At 68.3% G+C, this 16,297-nt stretch carries 29 protein-coding genes; all 29 read left to right on the top strand.

From position 1 onward, the window contains the following. Positions 1-11: 11 nt before the first annotated feature. The 29 genes from rplB (at position 12) to rplQ (ending at position 16,276) form a co-directional block, all read left to right on the top strand. Positions 12-851, top strand: coding sequence for a 50S ribosomal protein L2 (gene rplB, locus AB0K03_RS21825; protein ID WP_364687558.1), 840 nt, complete (start codon positions 12-14; stop codon positions 849-851). Between the two features lie 15 nt (positions 852-866). Beyond that, a complete protein-coding gene (gene rpsS, locus AB0K03_RS21820; protein ID WP_020513590.1) occupies positions 867-1,148 on the top strand; it encodes a 30S ribosomal protein S19 in 282 nt (93 codons plus the stop codon). Positions 1,149-1,181: 33 nt separating this feature from the next. Next, the gene (rplV, locus tag AB0K03_RS21815) at positions 1,182-1,658 is read left to right on the top strand and encodes a 50S ribosomal protein L22 (RefSeq protein ID WP_199515835.1); all 477 of its coding nucleotides are present in this window, start codon (positions 1,182-1,184) and stop codon (positions 1,656-1,658) included. Continuing rightward, positions 1,658-2,500, top strand: a complete 843-nt coding sequence (gene rpsC, locus AB0K03_RS21810) for a 30S ribosomal protein S3 (protein WP_364687555.1) — start codon at positions 1,658-1,660, stop codon at positions 2,498-2,500. Before rplV ends, rpsC begins: the two co-directional genes overlap by 1 nt. Positions 2,501-2,503: 3 nt before the next feature. Next, complete coding sequence (gene rplP / locus AB0K03_RS21805; RefSeq protein ID WP_015618999.1) at positions 2,504-2,929, top strand: 50S ribosomal protein L16; 426 nt, start codon at positions 2,504-2,506, stop codon at positions 2,927-2,929. After that, the gene (gene rpmC, locus AB0K03_RS21800; protein WP_015619000.1) at positions 2,929-3,162 is read left to right on the top strand and encodes a 50S ribosomal protein L29; all 234 of its coding nucleotides are present in this window, start codon (positions 2,929-2,931) and stop codon (positions 3,160-3,162) included. Before rplP ends, rpmC begins: the two co-directional genes overlap by 1 nt. Then, positions 3,159-3,434: a 30S ribosomal protein S17 gene (gene rpsQ / locus AB0K03_RS21795; RefSeq protein WP_364687553.1), complete on the top strand. Its 276-nt coding sequence runs from the start codon at positions 3,159-3,161 to the stop codon at positions 3,432-3,434. Before rpmC ends, rpsQ begins: the two co-directional genes overlap by 4 nt. A gap of 97 nt (positions 3,435-3,531) precedes the next feature. Next, positions 3,532-3,900 (top strand): 50S ribosomal protein L14, encoded by a 369-nt coding sequence (gene rplN / locus AB0K03_RS21790; RefSeq protein WP_015619002.1) that lies wholly within the window; start codon positions 3,532-3,534, stop codon positions 3,898-3,900. Next, positions 3,897-4,217: a 50S ribosomal protein L24 gene (gene rplX, locus AB0K03_RS21785; protein WP_199515897.1), complete on the top strand. Its 321-nt coding sequence runs from the start codon at positions 3,897-3,899 to the stop codon at positions 4,215-4,217. Before rplN ends, rplX begins: the two co-directional genes overlap by 4 nt. After that, positions 4,217-4,786: a 50S ribosomal protein L5 gene (gene rplE, locus AB0K03_RS21780; protein WP_364687551.1), complete on the top strand. Its 570-nt coding sequence runs from the start codon at positions 4,217-4,219 to the stop codon at positions 4,784-4,786. The genes rplX and rplE overlap by 1 nt, the downstream gene beginning before the upstream one ends. A 2-nt stretch (positions 4,787-4,788) precedes the next feature. Then, the gene (locus AB0K03_RS21775; RefSeq protein ID WP_106130632.1) at positions 4,789-4,974 is read left to right on the top strand and encodes a type Z 30S ribosomal protein S14; all 186 of its coding nucleotides are present in this window, start codon (positions 4,789-4,791) and stop codon (positions 4,972-4,974) included. Between the two features lie 74 nt (positions 4,975-5,048). Continuing rightward, positions 5,049-5,456 carry a 30S ribosomal protein S8 gene (gene rpsH, locus AB0K03_RS21770; RefSeq protein ID WP_071803329.1) on the top strand — a complete coding sequence of 136 codons (408 nt, stop codon included), beginning with the start codon at positions 5,049-5,051 and terminating at the stop codon, positions 5,454-5,456. Positions 5,457-5,469: 13 nt separating this feature from the next. Continuing rightward, on the top strand, positions 5,470-6,012 hold the full coding sequence (gene rplF, locus AB0K03_RS21765; RefSeq protein WP_364687549.1) for a 50S ribosomal protein L6: 543 nt from the start codon (positions 5,470-5,472) through the stop codon (positions 6,010-6,012). Between the two features lie 8 nt (positions 6,013-6,020). After that, complete coding sequence (gene rplR / locus AB0K03_RS21760; RefSeq protein ID WP_364687804.1) at positions 6,021-6,404, top strand: 50S ribosomal protein L18; 384 nt, start codon at positions 6,021-6,023, stop codon at positions 6,402-6,404. Positions 6,405-6,416: 12 nt separating this feature from the next. Further along, a complete protein-coding gene (gene rpsE, locus AB0K03_RS21755; RefSeq protein WP_364687547.1) occupies positions 6,417-7,037 on the top strand; it encodes a 30S ribosomal protein S5 in 621 nt (206 codons plus the stop codon). Further along, positions 7,037-7,219, top strand: a complete 183-nt coding sequence (gene rpmD, locus AB0K03_RS21750; protein WP_071803333.1) for a 50S ribosomal protein L30 — start codon at positions 7,037-7,039, stop codon at positions 7,217-7,219. Before rpsE ends, rpmD begins: the two co-directional genes overlap by 1 nt. Next, positions 7,219-7,662, top strand: a complete 444-nt coding sequence (rplO, locus tag AB0K03_RS21745) for a 50S ribosomal protein L15 (protein ID WP_364687545.1) — start codon at positions 7,219-7,221, stop codon at positions 7,660-7,662. The genes rpmD and rplO overlap by 1 nt, the downstream gene beginning before the upstream one ends. Before the next feature lie 277 nt (positions 7,663-7,939). Continuing rightward, positions 7,940-9,286, top strand: a complete 1,347-nt coding sequence (secY, locus tag AB0K03_RS21740) for a preprotein translocase subunit SecY (RefSeq protein WP_364687543.1) — start codon at positions 7,940-7,942, stop codon at positions 9,284-9,286. 74 nt (positions 9,287-9,360) lie between these two features. Beyond that, positions 9,361-10,014, top strand: coding sequence for an adenylate kinase (locus AB0K03_RS21735; RefSeq protein WP_071803336.1), 654 nt, complete (start codon positions 9,361-9,363; stop codon positions 10,012-10,014). Position 10,015: 1 nt separating this feature from the next. Next, the gene (gene map, locus AB0K03_RS21730) at positions 10,016-10,870 is read left to right on the top strand and encodes a type I methionyl aminopeptidase (RefSeq protein ID WP_364687541.1); all 855 of its coding nucleotides are present in this window, start codon (positions 10,016-10,018) and stop codon (positions 10,868-10,870) included. Between the two features lie 12 nt (positions 10,871-10,882). Then, positions 10,883-11,329 (top strand): DUF1707 domain-containing protein, encoded by a 447-nt coding sequence (locus AB0K03_RS21725; protein WP_364687539.1) that lies wholly within the window; start codon positions 10,883-10,885, stop codon positions 11,327-11,329. A gap of 302 nt (positions 11,330-11,631) precedes the next feature. After that, positions 11,632-12,189 carry a DUF1707 domain-containing protein gene (locus AB0K03_RS21720; protein WP_364687802.1) on the top strand — a complete coding sequence of 186 codons (558 nt, stop codon included), beginning with the start codon at positions 11,632-11,634 and terminating at the stop codon, positions 12,187-12,189. Positions 12,190-12,430: 241 nt separating this feature from the next. Then, entirely contained in the window at positions 12,431-12,652 is a 222-nt protein-coding gene (infA, locus tag AB0K03_RS21715) for a translation initiation factor IF-1 (protein ID WP_007073013.1), read from the top strand. A gap of 49 nt (positions 12,653-12,701) precedes the next feature. Next, positions 12,702-12,818 carry a 50S ribosomal protein L36 gene (gene rpmJ / locus AB0K03_RS21710; protein ID WP_015619018.1) on the top strand — a complete coding sequence of 39 codons (117 nt, stop codon included), beginning with the start codon at positions 12,702-12,704 and terminating at the stop codon, positions 12,816-12,818. Between the two features lie 174 nt (positions 12,819-12,992). Beyond that, a complete protein-coding gene (gene rpsM / locus AB0K03_RS21705; RefSeq protein ID WP_199515825.1) occupies positions 12,993-13,373 on the top strand; it encodes a 30S ribosomal protein S13 in 381 nt (126 codons plus the stop codon). Between the two features lie 75 nt (positions 13,374-13,448). Next, positions 13,449-13,856, top strand: coding sequence for a 30S ribosomal protein S11 (gene rpsK, locus AB0K03_RS21700; protein ID WP_014440747.1), 408 nt, complete (start codon positions 13,449-13,451; stop codon positions 13,854-13,856). Between the two features lie 16 nt (positions 13,857-13,872). Continuing rightward, positions 13,873-14,499 carry a 30S ribosomal protein S4 gene (gene rpsD / locus AB0K03_RS21695; protein WP_364687537.1) on the top strand — a complete coding sequence of 209 codons (627 nt, stop codon included), beginning with the start codon at positions 13,873-13,875 and terminating at the stop codon, positions 14,497-14,499. 93 nt (positions 14,500-14,592) lie between these two features. Continuing rightward, positions 14,593-15,615: a DNA-directed RNA polymerase subunit alpha gene (locus tag AB0K03_RS21690; RefSeq protein ID WP_023358222.1), complete on the top strand. Its 1,023-nt coding sequence runs from the start codon at positions 14,593-14,595 to the stop codon at positions 15,613-15,615. A 73-nt stretch (positions 15,616-15,688) separates the two neighbouring features. After that, a complete protein-coding gene (gene rplQ, locus AB0K03_RS21685) occupies positions 15,689-16,276 on the top strand; it encodes a 50S ribosomal protein L17 (RefSeq protein WP_364687535.1) in 588 nt (195 codons plus the stop codon). The last annotated feature ends 21 nt before the right edge of the window (positions 16,277-16,297 follow it).

Genomic DNA, 16,297 nt, shown 5'->3' with positions numbered 1-16,297 from the left:
GTTTGTGAATCATGGCTATCCGTAAGTACAAGCCGACCACGCCGGGCCGTCGCGGCTCCAGCGTCGCCGACTTCGCTGAGATCACCCGGTCGACGCCGGAGAAGTCTCTGCTGGCCCCGCTGCCCAAGAAGGGTGGTCGCAACGTCCACGGCCGCATCACCACGCGGCACCAGGGCGGCGGCCACAAGCGGCAGTACCGGCTGATCGACTTCAAGCGCAACGACAAGGACGGCGTGCCGGCCAAGGTCGCTCACATCGAGTACGACCCCAACCGCACTTCGCGTATCGCACTGCTGCACTACGCCGACGGCGAGAAGCGCTACATCCTCGCGCCGAAGGACCTCAAGCAGGGTGACCGCGTCGAGTCCGGACCGGGCGCCGACATCAAGCCGGGCAACAACCTGCCCCTGCGCAACATCCCGGTCGGTACGACGGTCCACGGCGTGGAGCTTCGTCCCGGCGGTGGCGCCAAGCTGGCTCGTTCGGCCGGCGTCGGCATCCAGCTCCTGGGCCGTGAGGGTGCGTACGCCACGCTGCGTATGCCCTCCGGTGAGATCCGTCGCGTCGACATCCGGTGCCGCGCGACCGTCGGCGAGATCGGCAACGCCGAGCAGTCGAACATCAACTGGGGCAAGGCCGGCCGCATGCGGTGGAAGGGCAAGCGCCCGACCGTCCGTGGTGTCGCCATGAACCCGATCGACCACCCGCACGGTGGTGGTGAGGGCAAGACCTCCGGTGGTCGCCACCCGGTCAACCCGGCGGGTAAGCCCGAGGGCCGTACCCGTCGCAAGGGCCAGCCGAGCGACCGCATGATCGTTCGCCGCCGCTACGCCACCCGCAAGCGCGGGTAACGGGAGTAGAAGAAGATGCCTCGCAGCCTGAAGAAGGGCCCGTTCGTCGACGACCACCTGCTCAAGAAGGTGGAAGTCCAGAACGAGAAGAACTCGAAGAACGTCATCAAGACCTGGTCGCGGCGCTCGACGATCATCCCCGACATGCTCGGGCACACGATCGCCGTGCACGACGGGCGCAAGCACGTCCCGGTGTTCATCACCGAGGCCATGGTCGGGCACAAGCTCGGCGAGTTCGCTCTGACCCGTACGTTCAAGGGTCACGAGAAGGACGACCGCAAGAGCCGTCGTCGCTAAGCAGTCCACGGATAAGAACAAGGGGTTACAGCGATGCCAGTCAAGGGCGACGCTCCGGCGCTTCCGGGCGCGCGGGCGGTTGCGCGCCACGTGCGCATCTCGCCGAACAAGGCGCGCCGTGTGATCAACCTCGTCCGCGGTCTGCCCGCGAAGGAGGCTCTCACGGTCCTGCAGTTCGCGCCGCAGGCTGCGAGTGAGCAGGTTTACAAGGTGCTCGCCAGCGCGATCGCGAACGCCGAGAACAACGAGCGGCTCGACCCGGACGCGCTCCTGGTCAGCGAGGCGTTCGTCGACGAGGGCCCGACGCTGAAGCGGTTCCGGCCGCGGGCGCAGGGCCGGGCGTACCGGATCCGCAAGCGCACCTGTCACATCACCGTCGCGGTGGAGGCCGTCCAGGTCGCCACGCCGGCCCGCAAGGCCGCCGCGAAGAAGGCCGCTCCGGCCAAGAAGGCGGCTCCGGCCGCCGAGGCCAAGCCGGCCGAGTCCCAGAGCACGGAAGGTGCCGAGTAATGGGTCAGAAAGTTCACCCCACCGGGTTCCGGCTCGGCATCTCCACCGACTGGAAGAGCCGCTGGTTCGCGGACAAGCTCTACAAGGACTACATCGGCGAGGACGTCAAGATCCGCCGCATGATGTCCAAGGGCCTCGAGCGCGCCGGCATCTCCAAGGTGGACATCGAGCGCACCCGCGACCGGGTCCGCGTCGACATCCACACCGCCCGGCCGGGCATCGTCATCGGCCGTAAGGGCGCGGAGGCCGACCGGATCCGCGGTGAGCTGGAGAAGCTCACCGGCAAGCAGGTCCAGCTGAACATCCTCGAGGTGAAGAGCCCCGAGTCGGACGCGCAGCTCGTGGCGCAGGGCGTCGCCGAGCAGCTGTCCAGCCGGGTCAGCTTCCGCCGGGCGATGCGCAAGGCCATGCAGTCGGCCATGAAGAACCCGGTCTGCAAGGGCATCCGGGTGCAGGTCTCCGGCCGCCTCGGTGGCGCGGAGATGAGCCGCACGGAGTTCTACCGCGAGGGTCGCGTCCCGCTGCACACGCTGCGCGCCAACATCGAGTACGGCTTCTTCGAGGCCCGTACGACGTTCGGCCGCATCGGCGTGAAGGTCTGGATCTACAAGGGCGACGCCGTGCCGGGTCGCGAGGTCGCCCCCGAGGCGCCCGCACGTCCGCGCCGTGAGCGTGGCGACCGCCCCGAGCGGCCGCGCCGGGGCCGTTCCGGTTCGTCCGGGACGACCGCGGGTGGCACCGAGGCTGGCCGGGCCGCGCAGGCCCAGGCCGCTTCCGCGCCGGCCGAGCCGACCGACACCGCCGCTGCTCCGGCTGCGGCCGAAACGCAGCAGGAGGGCTGACACATGCTGATGCCGCGTAAGCCCCCGAAGGGCTTCCGCAAGCCGCACCACCCGGACCGCCACGGCGCGTCCAAGGGCGGCAACCGGGTGGTCTTCGGCGAGTTCGGTATCCAGGCGCTGGAGCCGGCGTACGTGACCAACCGGCAGATCGAGTCGGCCCGTATCGCCATGACCCGTCACATCAAGCGTGGCGGCAAGGTCTGGATCTCGATCTTCCCGGACCAGGCTCTGACCAAGAAGCCCGCCGAGACCCGCATGGGTTCCGGCAAGGGCTCCCCGGAGTGGTGGGTGGCGAACGTCAAGCCGGGACGCATCCTCTTCGAGATGTCGTTCCCGAACGAGACGATCGCGCGCGAAGCGATGCGACGCGCGATCCACAAGCTCCCGATGAAGTGCCGCATCGTGACGCGCGAAGTGGGTGAAAGCTGATGGCAGCGGGCGTTAAGCCGGCCGAGCTGCGCGAGCTCTCCGAAGAGGAGCTGGTCTCGCGGCTGCGGGAGGCGAAGGCGGAGCTGTTCAATCTTCGCGTGCAGGGCGCGACCGGGCAGCTCGACAATCACCGTCGGCTGCAGGTCGTCCGCAAGGACATCGCGAGGATCTACACGATCATGCGTGAGCGTGAGCTGGGGCTCTCGGCCGCGCCGAGTGAGGTGACAGCATGAGTGAGAACGCTGCTGCTGCCCCCCGGCCTCAGCGCAAGGTGCGCGAGGGCCTGGTGGTCAGCGACAAGATGGACAAGACCGTCGTCGTCGAGGTCGAGGACCGCGTCAAGCACGCCCTCTACGGCAAGGTTCTCCGTCGTACCCGCAAGCTGAAGGTGCACGACGAGCAGAACGCGTGCGGCATCGGCGACCGGGTCCTGATGATGGAGACCCGTCCGCTGTCCGCCACCAAGCGGTGGCGTGTCGTGGAGATCCTCGAAAAGGCCAAGTGAGTGCGCTGGGCCGGCTCCGGCCGGCCCAGCGGACCATCGTTCCGCCAAGCTTCGGAAGCGCACGTCCCGGAGAACTGGCAGACATTAGGAGACAGACGTGATCCAGCAGGAGTCGCGACTGCGCGTCGCCGACAACACGGGTGCCCGGGAGATCCTGTGCATCCGCGTACTGGGCGGCTCCGGTCGTCGCTACGCGAGCATCGGCGACGTCATCGTGGCCACGGTCAAGGACGCCATCCCGGGTGCCGGTGTGAAGAAGGGCGACGTCGTCAAGGCGGTCATCGTCCGCACCGCCAAGGAGAAGCGCCGTCCCGACGGCTCGTACATCCGTTTCGACGAGAACGCCGCCGTCATCATCAAGGACGGTGGGGACCCCCGCGGCACGCGTATCTTCGGCCCGGTCGGCCGCGAGCTGCGCGACAAGCGGTTCATGAAGATCATCAGCCTGGCACCGGAGGTGCTCTGACCGTGAAGATCAAGAAGGGCGACACGGTCGTCGTCATCGCCGGCAAGGACAAGGGTGCCAAGGGCAAGGTCATCGCGGCCTTCCCGCGCCAGGACAAGGTCCTCGTCGAGGGCGTCAACCGCATCAAGAAGCACGAGCGCATCCGTACGACGCAGCGCGGTTCGAAGACCGGCGGCATCGTCACGCAGGAAGCCCCCATCCACATCTCGAACGTGCAGATCGTGGACGACCAGGGCAAGCCGACCCGCGTCGGTTACCGCGTCGACGACAACGGCCAGAAGGTCCGCATCGCGCGTAGCACCGGTAAGGACCTGTGATGACTGCCGCTACTGAGCCCAAGACCCTGCCCCGGCTGAAGCAGAAGTACCGCAGCGAGGTCATCGCCGCGCTTCAGGAGCAGTTCTCGTACGGCAACCCCATGCAGGTTCCCGGCCTGGTCAAGGTCGTCGTGAACATGGGTGTCGGCGAGGCCGCCCGCGACGCCAAGCTGATCGACGGTGCCGTACGGGACCTGACCACCATCACCGGTCAGAAGCCGCTGGTGCGGCGGGCGACCAAGTCCATCGCGCAGTTCAAGCTGCGTGAGGGCATGCCGATCGGCGCGAAGGTGACCCTGCGCAACGACCGGATGTGGGAGTTCCTGGACCGGCTGCTGTCGATCGCGCTGCCGCGTATCCGTGACTTCCGCGGCCTCGACGGGCGCAAGCTCGACGGGCACGGCAACTACACGTTCGGTCTGACCGAGCAGTCGGTGTTCCACGAGATCGACCAGGACAAGATCGATCGCACGCGGGGCATGGACATCACGGTGGTGACCACCGCCAAGACCGACGAGGAGGGCCGGCAGCTGCTCAAGCTCCTGGGCTTCCCGTTCAAGGAGAACTGAGCATGGCGAAGAAGGCCCTGATCCTGAAGGCTGCCGCGAAGCCGAAGTTCGCTGTCCGGGCGTACACCCGTTGCCAGCGTTGCGGCCGGCCGCACTCGGTCTACCGCAAGTTCGGCCTCTGCCGGGTCTGCATCCGGGAGATGGCCCACCGCGGCGAGCTCCCCGGTGTGTCCAAGGCCTCCTGGTAACTCCGACTTAGTAGCACCGCTTCGCCGTAGGCCTCCGAGCGGGGAACCCCGGCGAGAAAGGTTGACGAATACCCATGACGATGACGGACCCGATCGCAGACATGCTCACGCGTCTGCGCAACGCCAACCAGGCGTACCACGACAAGGTGACCATGCCCTTCTCGAAGATCAAGGCGAACATCGCCGAGGTCCTCAAGGCCGAGGGCTACATCGCCTCCTGGTCGGCTGAGGAGCCCGAGGAAGGCGCTGTCGGCAGGCGTCTGGTCGTTGAGCTCAAGTACGGCCAGAACCGCGAGCGCAGCCTCGCCGGCATCAAGCGCGTGTCCAAGCCCGGTCTGCGGGTGTACGCCAAGTCCGACGAGCTCCCGCGCGTGCTCGGCGGCCTCGGCGTCGCGATCATCTCGACGTCCCAGGGCCTCCTGACCGACCGGCAGGCCCGCAAGCGGAGCGTTGGCGGGGAAGTCCTCGCCTTCGTCTGGTAACGGAGACTTAGACATGTCGCGAATCGGACGTAAGTCGATCCCGGTCCCGGCCGGCGTCGACGTCACCATCACGGGCCAGACCGTCAAGGTCAAGGGCCCCAAGGGCGAGCTCAGCCACACCGTCGCCGAGCCGATCACGGTCGAGAAGGCGGAGAACGGCGAGCTGTCGGTCAACCGCCCCAACGACGAGCGCAAGGCCAAGGAGCTGCACGGTCTGTCGCGTACCCTCGTCGCCAACATGATCGTCGGCGTCACCGAGGGCTACAAGAAGACCCTGGAGATCAACGGCACCGGTTACCGCGTGACCGCCAAGGGCAAGGACCTCGAGTTCGCCCTGGGCTTCTCGCACCCGGTCAACGTGCCTGCGCCGGCCGGCATCACCTTCACGGTGGAGAAGCCGACGCAGTTCACCGTCGCCGGCATCGACAAGCAGCTCGTCGGCGAGGTCGCCGCGAACATCCGGAAGATCCGCCCGCCGGAGCCGTACAAGGGCAAGGGCGTGAAGTACCAGGGCGAGGTCATCCGCCGCAAGGCTGGAAAGGCAGGTAAGAAGTGACCGCCACGCTGCTCAAGCGCCGCAATGGCGGCGGTGTCGCCGCCAAGCGCGCCGTCGGGAAGGCGCGTCGGCACTTCCGGGTCCGCAAGAACGTCCGCGGCACCGCCGAGCGTCCGCGCCTGGTCGTCACCCGCTCGACGCGGCACATCACCGCGCAGATCGTGGACGACCTCAAGGGCCACACGCTCGCCTCCGCCTCCACGCTCGACGCCTCCCTGCGGGGCACCGAGGGTGACAAGAGCGCCCTGGCCGGCAAGGTCGGCGCTCTCCTCGCCGAGCGGGCCAAGGCCGCGGGCGTGTCCAAGGTCGTCTTCGACCGCGGTGGCAACAAGTACGCGGGGCGTATCGCCGCGCTTGCCGACGCCGCCCGCGAAGCCGGACTCGAGTTCTAGGAAGGAAGACCAATGCCTGGTCAGCAGCGCCGTGGCGGCGGGTCCGGCGGTAACAATGAAGGCGGCCGCCGCGACAACCGCCGTGAGGGCGGCCGCGGTAACGCGCCCGTCGAGAAGACCCCCCACCTGGAGCGGGTCGTAGCGATCAACCGTGTCGCGAAGGTCGTCAAGGGTGGTCGTCGCTTCAGCTTCACCGCCCTGGTGATCGTCGGCGACGGTGACGGCACCGTCGGCATCGGATACGGCAAGGCCAAGGAGGTGCCCGCGGCGATCGCCAAGGGTGTCGAGGAGGCCAAGAAGCACTTCTTCAAGGTGCCGCGGATCGCTGCGACGATCCCGCACCCGATCACCGGCGAGGCCGCCGCGGGTGTCGTGCTGCTCAAGCCGGCGTCCGCCGGTACCGGCGTCATCGCCGGTGGCCCGGTCCGTGCCGTGCTCGAGTGCGCGGGCATCCACGACGTGCTGAGCAAGAGCCTCGGCTCGTCGAACCCGATCAACATCGTGCACGCGACGGTGGCCGCGCTCAAGGGCCTCGAGTCGCCGGAGAAGGTCGCGGCTCGCCGTGGCCTGCCGGTCGAGGACGTGGCGCCCGCGGCCATGCTGGCGGCGCGTGCGGAAGCGGCGGTGCACTGATGGCACGCTTGAAGGTCACCCAGATCCGGTCCGAGATCGGGCGTAAGCAGAACCAGCGGGACTCCCTGCGGTCGCTGGGCCTGAAGCGGATCAACGATGTGGTGGTCAAGGAGGACCGTCCCGAGATTCGGGGCATGATCTTCGCCGTGAGCCACCTCGTCAGTGTCGAGGAGGTCGAGTAATGGCGATCAAGGTCCACCACCTGCGCCCGGCGCCCGGAGCCAAGACGCCGAAGACCCGTGTGGGTCGCGGTGAGGGCTCGAAGGGCAAGACCGCCGGTCGGGGCACCAAGGGTACGGGAGCCCGGAAGAACACTCCGGCGGGCTTCGAGGGTGGGCAGATGCCCATCCACATGCGCCTGCCGAAGCTCAAGGGCTTCAAGAACAAGAACAAGGTCGTCTTCCAGGTCGTGAACCTGGACCGGCTCGCCGAGCTGTTCCCGAACGGTGGCGAGGTCGGTCCGCTGGAGCTGGCCGAGGCCGGTGCGGTCCGTCGTGGCCAGCCGGTGAAGGTCCTCGGCTCCGGTGAGCTGGGTGGCGTGTCGCTGCAGGTTTCGGCGCACGCGTTCAGCGAGTCGGCCAAGGAGAAGATCGCAGCCGCCGGTGGTTCCGCCACCGAGCTGTGAGGCTTGCCGGGGATGCTGGCCCGAGGTATCGCACAGATGCCCCGGGCCGGCATCCCCGTTCTGGCGTCTGACCTGGTCTTTTGCCGGGTCGGGCGGAGTAGTTCCCACCGCCGCGGCATAGCTCTTCGTCCCCGGGTGTTGCACAAGCGGCGACCGTGCCTCACGGCAGGCACGTCAGGCTGTTAAAGTCCGTTCCCAGCCAGGTATATCGGTCGTCCGGACCGATGCCTACCCCCATCCGCCGGTCCAGGCGGCCACCTCGCGCAGGAGGAAGAAGTTGCTCTCCGCCTTTCTGAGTGCGTTCCGGACGCCTGACCTGCGCAAGAAACTGCTGTTCACAGTAGCGATCATCGCGGTCTACCGGCTCGGCGCGACCTTGCCCAGCCCGGGCGTGTCCTACACCAACGTGCAGAACTGCCTCGACGCGGTGAGCAGCTCGAACGCCGGCGGCGGGGTGCTGAACCTGCTGAACCTGTTCTCCGGCGGCGCGCTGCTCCAGCTCTCGGTCTTCGCGCTCGGCATCATGCCGTACATCACCGCCTCCATCATCCTGCAGCTGCTCACCGTGGTGATTCCCCGCCTGGAGCAGCTCCGCAAGGAGGGCCAGTCGGGCCAGGCGAAAATCACGCAGTACACCCGCTACCTGACCCTGGGCCTCGCGGTGCTGCAGTCCTCGGCGTTCGTCGCGCTGGCCCGCTCCGGCCAGCTCTTCGCCGGCGCCTGCCCGCAGGACCAGTCGAACTTCGCGATCATCCCCAAGGGCACCGGCATCCCGGACTGGCTGACGCTCTCGATGCTGGTCATCACGATGACCGCCGGCACGGGCGTGGTCATGTGGCTGGGCGAGCTCATCACCGACCGCGGCGTCGGTAACGGCATGTCCGTCCTGATCTTCACCTCGATCGCCGCCCGCCTCCCCGGCGAGGGCGGGACGATCAAGGAGAGCAACGGCTGGGGCAAGTTCTGGCTCGTCGTCGCCCTGGTCCTCCTCATCATCTGCGCAGTCGTCTTCATCGAGCAGGCCCAGCGCCGCATCCCGGTGCAGTACGCGAAGCGCATGATCGGCCGGCGCATGTACGGCGGCACCTCGACGTACATCCCGCTGAAGGTCAACCAGGCCGGTGTCGTGCCGGTGATCTTCGCGTCGTCGCTGCTCTACCTGCCGCAGCTGTACCTGCAGTTCTTCGACCGCAACAACCTCAAGGGCTACCAGCAGTGGATCCAGAACAACCTCGCCGACCCGACGAGCTGGATCTACATCGTGACCTACTTCCTGCTGATCATCTTCTTCACGTACTTCTACGTCTCGATCACGTTCAACCCGACCGAGGTCGCGGACAACATGAAGAAGTACGGTGGTTTCGTACCGGGCATCCGGCCCGGTAAGCCGACCGCCGACTACCTGGACTTCATCCTCAGCCGGATCACCCTGCCGGGCGCGCTCTACCTCGGCCTGATCTCGGTGCTGCCGAACTTCTTCTTCATCTGGCTCAATCAGCAGCAGTACCAGAACTTCCCGTTCGGTGGTACCGCGGTTCTGATCATGGTCGGCGTGGGGCTGGAGACCGTCAAGCAGATCGAGAGCCAGCTGATGCAGCGCAACTACGAAGGGTTCCTCCGGTAGTGGGGGCGCGGAGCCGGGGGGCTCTCGCGTCTGTGGTTTGCGGAGCTCGTTCTCACCGAAGCGAGGCGATGTAGGTGCGGCTGGTACTGGTGGGCCCCCCGGGGGCCGGCAAGGGGACCCAGGCTGAGTTCATCGCCGCCCATCTCGCCGTACCGAAGATCTCGACCGGTGACATCTTCCGGGCCAACGTCTCGCAGGGCACGCCGCTCGGCCTCGAGGCGAAGCGGTACATGGACGCGGGCAACCTCGTCCCGGACGAGGTGACCATCAACATGGTCCGCGACCGGCTCGCCGAGCCGGACGCCGGGGACGGCTTTCTGCTGGACGGTTTCCCGAGGACCGTGCCGCAGGCGTCCGCGCTGGACAAGCTGCTCGCCGACCTCGGCACCGCGCTGGACCTCGTGATGGAGCTCGTGGTCGACGACGACGAGGTCATCCGCCGGCTCTCCGGACGCCGGACCTGCCGCGGCTGCGGCAAGATCTGGCACGTCGAGTTCGACCCGACGAGCAAGGAGAACATCTGCGACCGGTGCGGCTCCGAGCTGTTCCAGCGCGACGACGACCGTGCCGAGACCATCGCCAACCGGCTCGTGGAATACGCGGACAAGACCGCGCCGCTGGTCGACTTCTACGGCGCCCAGGGCAAGCTCGTCGGGATCGACGCGACCGGGCCGGTCGAGGACGTCACCGTGCGGGCGATCGACGCGCTGCGGTCGTACGGAGGCTGAGATGCGCCGTCAGCAGCTGGACATCCAGCTGAAGACCCCGGAACAGATCGAGCTCATGCGCGGTGCAGGGCTCGTCGTGGCCGCCGCCCTCGACGCGATGCGCGAGGCGGTGGCGCCCGGCGTCTCCACGGCCGACCTGGACGCCATCGCGGAGCGGGTCATCCGGGACGCCGGGGCTGTCCCGTCCTTCAAGGGCTACCACGGCTTCCCGGCGTCGATCTGCGCGTCGGTCAACGAGCAGGTGGTGCACGGCATCCCGTCGGCCGGCCAGGTGCTCAAGGAGGGCGACCTGCTGTCGCTGGACTGCGGGGCGATCCTCAACGGCTGGCACGGCGACTCCGCGATCACCGTGGGCGTGGGGGAGACCGACCCCGCCCTGCTGCGCATGGCCGAGGTCGCCGAGGACGCGATGTGGGCCGGGATCGCCGCCGCCGCGCGCGGTGCCGCGAACGGTCGCGGCCGGCTCACCGACATCTCCTTCAACGTGGAGAAGGCCGTCCGCAAGGGTGGCCGCTACGGCATCGTCGACGGGTACGGCGGCCACGGCATCGGCACGGAGATGCACCAGGACCCGCACGTGCTCAACCACGGCAAGCCCGGCAAGGGGCCCCGGCTCGTGCCCGGCATGGCGCTGGCGATCGAGCCGATGATCACCATGGGCTCACCGCGTACGCAGGAGCTCTCCGACGGATGGACCGTGGTCACCCGCGACGGCTCGATGGCCGCGCACGTGGAGCACACGATGGCGCTGCTCGAGGACGGGGTGTGGGTCACCACCGCCCGCGACGGTGGCCGCGCGCGGCTGGGCGACCTGGTCACCTCGCGCCAGCCAGCGGTTGACTCGCTCGCGGAGTAAAGTCCGGCTCCGATGAGCAACGAGCAGATGCGCGCGGGTGACGCAGAGCGCCAGGCGGTCGCCGAACGGCTGAAGACGGCGCTCGACGAGGGGCGTCTCGACCTCCACGAGTACGACGAGCGCCTGCAGCGGGCGTACGCGGCCAAGACGTACGGTGATCTCGACGCCCTGACCGCCGACCTGCCCGGCACGGTGCCCCCGCAGCGCGCCCAGGTGGTGCCGCAGGCGCCGCGGGCGGCCGCGGAGGCCGGGACCGACGCGGGCTCCGACGTGGGGGAGATGCGCAAGCCCGGCGGGCCGCCGTGGCTCGCCTCCTACGGCGGCGTGGTGCTGGTCTGCGTGATCGTCTGGGCGATGTCGAGCATCGCTTCCGGGCAGTGGATCTACTTCTGGCCCGGCTGGATGCTCATTCCGCTGGTCTTGGGCCTGATCCGGCGGATGACCGGCCGCGACCGGTAGCCGCCGACCCACCTGGCCGCTGCCGGCGGGCCGGCGGCGTTGTCCGGGCAGTGCGACGGTGGCGCGGGCCCGGTCCGGCGCGGCGGCGCTGGGGCGGGGAGGCGGCGTGCGACCGCACCCGGTGCGCGACCGGACGAGCTGCGCGACCGGATGTGGCGCGCGACCGGATGTGGCGCGCGACCGGATGTGGCGCGCGACCGAACGGGGTGCGGGCCGGCCTGGATCGGCGGGTGGCGCGGCGCAGTGTGGGATTCCTGGGGGCGGCGCGGCGCTGGCATGCTGGGTGCATGGGGCGGGACGAGATGCGGGCGGGGGACGCCGACCGGCAGGCCGTCGCCGAGCAGCTGCGGGTCGCGCTCGAGGAGGGCCGGCTCGATCTGCACGAGTACGACGAGCGGCTGCAGCGGGCGTACGCCGCGAAGACCTATGGCGAGCTGGACGGTCTGCTGAGCGATCTGCCGGCGGCAGCCGTGCCCGCGCCCAGAGGTGCGGCCGGGGAGCCGCCGCTCGTCACGGCTTCGAACGGGGAACTGACCCGGCGGTGGCTGGCCGAGGTGTGGGGCTCGTGGGTCTCGGTGGTGGGGATCACCTCGGCGGTCTGGGCCGTCTCGTCGGTGACCGGCGGGGATCTGCTCTACTTCTGGCCGGTGTGGGTGGCGGTGCCGTGGGGTCTGATCCTGATGTTCGTGACAGTGAGCGGTCTCGTCGGCGGTGAGCCTCGCAGGCGGGCCGAGAAGCAGGCCCGCAAGCGACGGGCGAAGGAGCTGAAACAGCACCGCAGGGTCCTGGAGGCCGAAGCGGTCGCCCGGGGTGAGCTGCCGCCTCCGATGAGGCGGCGGAAAGCGAAGAAAACCGGCTGAATCGACCGCCCTGTCCGGTTCCCCGACGTGCCGACACACCCGACCCCGGGTTACGGGGGCCTCGGTTTGGTGTCGATGCCTGCACACGCGTACACTGGCTTGCTGGCGCACAGCGTCCACTCCGGCATGTCCACCAAGCGCTTCTGGTGGCGCCCGGAGCCGCGGCTGGTCCGGCCCCTCCGGGGGTTGGGATGAATGCTGTGAGCCTGCCCCAAGAACCCGATGTCAGGTAGCGGAGGACATGCCTAAGAAAGACGGAGCCATCGAGATCGAAGGCCGTGTGATCGAGCCCCTGCCGAACGCCATGTTCCGCGTCGAGCTCGCCAATGGTCACAAGGTGCTCGCGCACATCTCTGGCAAGATGCGGCAGCACTACATCCGCATCCTGCCCGAGGACCGGGTCGTCGTCGAGCTTTCGCCGTACGACCTGACACGTGGGCGCATCGTCTACCGCTACAAGTAACGGGGTCACGGGGATCCACATCCCGTCTGACTGAGAGTTAAGGCAAACCGTGAAGGTCAAGCCGAGCGTCAAGCGGATCTGCAACAACTGCCGGGTCATCCGGCGGCACGGGCGCGTCATGGTCATCTGCAAGACCGACGCGCGTCACAAGCAGCGCCAGGGCTGATTCCGCCCCAGGGCACTGTCAGATCCGTACCACTGAACGAGCTCGTCCCAGCCGCGGTCGCGAATCTTCGCTGACGTGTGGCTTCACCCCCGGTCGGAGGCCGGGGCCCGCCCGGGCAGGCGGGATGGGAACGGGCACAGACCTCCGTGAGACACCTGAGGAGTACGCCCACTTATGGCTCGACTCGTCGGCGTCGATCTTCCCCGCGAGAAGCGGATGGAGATCGCGCTCACCTACATCTACGGGGTCGGTCGCACCCGCGCCGTGGAGGCGCTCACCGCCACCGGCATTGACCTGAACAAGCGCGCCAAGGACCTCACGGACGAGGAGCTGGTCCAGCTCCGCGACTACATCGAGGGCAACTTCAAGGTAGAGGGCGACCTGCGCCGCGAGGTCGCCGCGGACATCCGCCGCAAGGTCGAGATCGGCTGCTACGCCGGCATCCGTCACCGTCGTGGGCTCCCCGTCCGGGGTCAGCGCACGCGGACCAACGCTCGTACCCGCAAGGGTCCGAAGCGCACGGTCGCAGGCAAGAAGAAGCCCGGTCGGAAGTAGACCTAAATCGGAATTGTGGTCCGGGTTCGTGCGGACTCGCCACCACTCCAAGCCACCACAGGAGCGCAACGACTTATGCCACCGAAGGCACGCGCTGGGGCCGCAGTCAAGAAGGTCCGGCGCAAGGAACGCAAGAACGTCGCCCACGGGCAGGCGCACATCAAGAGCACCTTCAACAACACCATCGTGTCGATCACCGACCCGACCGGTGCGGTCATCTCCTGGGCCTCGTCCGGCCAGGTGGGCTTCAAGGGCTCCCGCAAGTCGACCCCGTTCGCCGCGCAGCTGGCCGCCGAGGCCGCCGCTCGTCGGGCGATGGAGCACGGCATGCGCAAGGTCGACGTGTTCGTCAAGGGCCCCGGCTCCGGCCGGGAGACCGCCATCCGTTCGCTGCAGGCCGCCGGCCTCGAGGTCGGGCAGATCTCCGACGTCACGCCGCAGCCGCACAACGGATGCCGTCCGCCGAAGCGTCGTCGGGTCTGAGGGAGAGACAGAAGTAATGGCTCGTTACACAGGTGCGGACTGCAAGCGCTGCCGCCGCGAGAAGATGAAGCTGTTCCTCAAGGGCAGCAAGTGCGATGGTCCGAAGTGCCCGTTCGAGTCCCGGCCGTTCCCGCCCGGGCAGCACGGCCGTGGCCGGACCAAGGAGACCGAGTACCTGCTCCAGCACCGCGAGAAGCAGAAGGCCCGTCGTACGTACGGCGTGCTCGAGAAGCAGTTCCGCGGTTACTACGAGGAGGCTGTCACCAAGCCCGGCAAGACCGGTGAGGTGCTGCTGCAGATCCTCGAGTCGCGTCTCGACAACGTCGTCTACCGGGCCGGCTACGCCGCGTCCCGCGACATGGCCCGGCAGCTGGTCAAGCACGGCCACTTCCTGGTCAACGGCGTGAAGGTCGACATCCCGTCGTACCGGGTCAAGGAGCACGACATCGTCCAGGTCCGCGAGAAGTCGAAGGAGATGACCCCCTTCGTCGTCGCGCAGGCCCAGGCCGGTTCGCGTCCGACCCCGGCATGGCTGGAGCCGATCCCCAGCGACATGAAGATCCTGATCCACACGCTCCCGGCCCGCGGCGTCATCGACACGCAGGTCCAGGAGCAGCTGATCGTCGAGCTCTACTCCAAGTAGCGCTCTGCCCGGGCGCCTCCTCGCGGAGGCGCCCGGGGTAGTTCATGAGGACGGGCATCAAATAGCGGGTGCCCCGACAGAAAGAAGAATCGCGTGCTCATCAGCCAGCGCCCGAGCCTCTCGGAAGAGTCGCTCAGCGAGACCCGCTCCCGGTTCACCATCGAGCCCCTGGAGCCGGGCTTCGGCTACACCCTCGGCAACTCGCTGCGGCGTACGCTGCTGTCGTCCATCCCGGGCGCGGCGGTCACCAGCATCAAGATCGACGGCGTGCTGCACGAGTTCACCACGATCCCCGGTGTCAAGGAGGACGTGGTCGAGCTCGTCATGAACGTCAAGGAGCTCACCGTCAGCTCCGAGCACGACGAGCCCGTCAGCATGTACCTGCGCAAGCAGGGCCCGGGCGACGTCACCGCCGGTGACATCCAGCCCCCGGCCGGCGTCTCCGTGCACAACCCCGACCTGAAGCTGGCCACGCTGAACAGCAAGGGCCGGCTCGACATGGAGCTCACCGTCGAGCGGGGCCGTGGCTACGTCACGGCGGCGCAGAACAAGAGCGCCGGCGCCGAGATCGGCCGCATCCCGGTCGACTCGATCTACTCGCCGGTCATGAAGGTCACCTACCGCGTCGAGGCGACCCGTGTCGAGCAGCGTACCGACTTCGACCGCCTGATCATCGACGTCGAGTCGAAGGCGTCCATCTCGCCCCGTACCGCGCTGGCGTCGGCCGGCTCGACCCTCGTCGAGCTGTTCGGTCTCTGCCGCGAGCTGGACGAGACCGCCGAGGGCATCGACATCGGCCCGTCGCCGCAGGACGCCCAGCTGGCCGCCGACCTCGCCCTGCCTATCGAGGAGCTGGACCTCACCGTCCGGTCGTACAACTGCCTCAAGCGCGAGGGCATCAACACCGTCGGTGAACTGATCGGGCGGACGGAGGCCGACCTTCTGGATATAAGGAATTTCGGTCAGAAGTCGATCGACGAGGTCAAGATGAAGCTCGCCGGAATGGGCCTGGGCCTCAAGGACAGCGCGCCGTCCTTCGACCCGGCGCACGTGGTCGACTCGTTCGGCGACGTGGACTACGACACCGACGACTACCGCGAGACCGAGCAGCTCTGAGCCTCGGCTGCCGCGCTGGGCGGCCTAAGCGGCTTCGCCGCACTGCACGGTAAAAATCCAGAAGGAGCAAGCAATGCCCACGCCCACCAAGGGTCCCCGCCTCGGCGGCAGCCCGGCGCACGAGAAGCTGCTGCTGGCCAACCTGGCCACGGAGCTCTTCCGGCACGGGAAGATCAAGACGACCGAGACCAAGGCGCGCCGGCTGCGCCCCCTGGCGGAGCAGCTGATCACCAAGGCCAAGCGCGGTGACCTGCACGCCCGCCGCCGGGTGCTCACGGTCGTCAAGGACAAGGACGTCGTGTACGCCCTGTTCGAGCAGATCGCGCCGCGCTACGGCAACCGTCCGGGTGGCTACACCCGGATCACCAAGACCGGCATCCGCAAGGGTGACGCCGCTCCCATGGCCGTCATCGAGCTGGTCGAGGAGCTGCAGGTCGCGGCCACCACGGCGCCGGCCAAGAAGGCCGCCCGCAAGGCCGCCGCGCAGCAGGACAAGGTCGAGGCGCTGGCCCGCGAGGACGAGGCGCCGGCCAAGGCCGACGCCCCGGCCGGGACGGCCGGCGACCAGGACGCCGAGCCGCCGGTGAACGCCTCCGGCGACAAGGGCGCCGAGGGCCCGGGCGACCAGGCCGAGGGCGAAGACACCGACGCCAAGGCCTGATCAGGCACATGCGGCCCGGCA

This window comes from Actinoplanes sp. NPDC049316 (assembly GCF_040677315.1).
GTDB lineage: Bacteria > Actinomycetota > Actinomycetes > Mycobacteriales > Micromonosporaceae > Actinoplanes.
Note: the sequence above shows the minus strand (reverse complement) of the source record. Positions and strands in the feature narration are given on the sequence as shown.

Excerpts from the sequence above, each read along its gene's own strand:
- rplB (WP_364687558.1), top strand. The coding sequence starts at position 12 with ATGGCTATCCGTAAGTACAAGCCGACCACGCCGGGCCGTCGCGGCTCC.
- rpsS (WP_020513590.1), top strand. The coding sequence starts at position 867 with ATGCCTCGCAGCCTGAAGAAGGGCCCGTTCGTCGACGACCACCTGCTC.
- rplV (WP_199515835.1), top strand. The coding sequence starts at position 1,182 with ATGCCAGTCAAGGGCGACGCTCCGGCGCTTCCGGGCGCGCGGGCGGTT.
- rpsC (WP_364687555.1), top strand. The coding sequence starts at position 1,658 with ATGGGTCAGAAAGTTCACCCCACCGGGTTCCGGCTCGGCATCTCCACC.
- rplP (WP_015618999.1), top strand. The coding sequence starts at position 2,504 with ATGCTGATGCCGCGTAAGCCCCCGAAGGGCTTCCGCAAGCCGCACCAC.
- rpmC (WP_015619000.1), top strand. The coding sequence starts at position 2,929 with ATGGCAGCGGGCGTTAAGCCGGCCGAGCTGCGCGAGCTCTCCGAAGAG.
- rpsQ (WP_364687553.1), top strand. The coding sequence starts at position 3,159 with ATGAGTGAGAACGCTGCTGCTGCCCCCCGGCCTCAGCGCAAGGTGCGC.
- rplE (WP_364687551.1), top strand. The coding sequence starts at position 4,217 with ATGACTGCCGCTACTGAGCCCAAGACCCTGCCCCGGCTGAAGCAGAAG.
- AB0K03_RS21775 (WP_106130632.1), top strand. The coding sequence starts at position 4,789 with ATGGCGAAGAAGGCCCTGATCCTGAAGGCTGCCGCGAAGCCGAAGTTC.
- rpsH (WP_071803329.1), top strand. The coding sequence starts at position 5,049 with ATGACGATGACGGACCCGATCGCAGACATGCTCACGCGTCTGCGCAAC.
- rplF (WP_364687549.1), top strand. The coding sequence starts at position 5,470 with ATGTCGCGAATCGGACGTAAGTCGATCCCGGTCCCGGCCGGCGTCGAC.
- rpsE (WP_364687547.1), top strand. The coding sequence starts at position 6,417 with ATGCCTGGTCAGCAGCGCCGTGGCGGCGGGTCCGGCGGTAACAATGAA.
- rpmD (WP_071803333.1), top strand. The coding sequence starts at position 7,037 with ATGGCACGCTTGAAGGTCACCCAGATCCGGTCCGAGATCGGGCGTAAG.
- rplO (WP_364687545.1), top strand. The coding sequence starts at position 7,219 with ATGGCGATCAAGGTCCACCACCTGCGCCCGGCGCCCGGAGCCAAGACG.
- map (WP_364687541.1), top strand. The coding sequence starts at position 10,016 with ATGCGCCGTCAGCAGCTGGACATCCAGCTGAAGACCCCGGAACAGATC.
- AB0K03_RS21725 (WP_364687539.1), top strand. The coding sequence starts at position 10,883 with ATGAGCAACGAGCAGATGCGCGCGGGTGACGCAGAGCGCCAGGCGGTC.
- AB0K03_RS21720 (WP_364687802.1), top strand. The coding sequence starts at position 11,632 with ATGCGGGCGGGGGACGCCGACCGGCAGGCCGTCGCCGAGCAGCTGCGG.
- infA (WP_007073013.1), top strand. The coding sequence starts at position 12,431 with ATGCCTAAGAAAGACGGAGCCATCGAGATCGAAGGCCGTGTGATCGAG.
- rpsM (WP_199515825.1), top strand. The coding sequence starts at position 12,993 with ATGGCTCGACTCGTCGGCGTCGATCTTCCCCGCGAGAAGCGGATGGAG.
- rpsK (WP_014440747.1), top strand. The coding sequence starts at position 13,449 with ATGCCACCGAAGGCACGCGCTGGGGCCGCAGTCAAGAAGGTCCGGCGC.
- rpsD (WP_364687537.1), top strand. The coding sequence starts at position 13,873 with ATGGCTCGTTACACAGGTGCGGACTGCAAGCGCTGCCGCCGCGAGAAG.
- rplQ (WP_364687535.1), top strand. The coding sequence starts at position 15,689 with ATGCCCACGCCCACCAAGGGTCCCCGCCTCGGCGGCAGCCCGGCGCAC.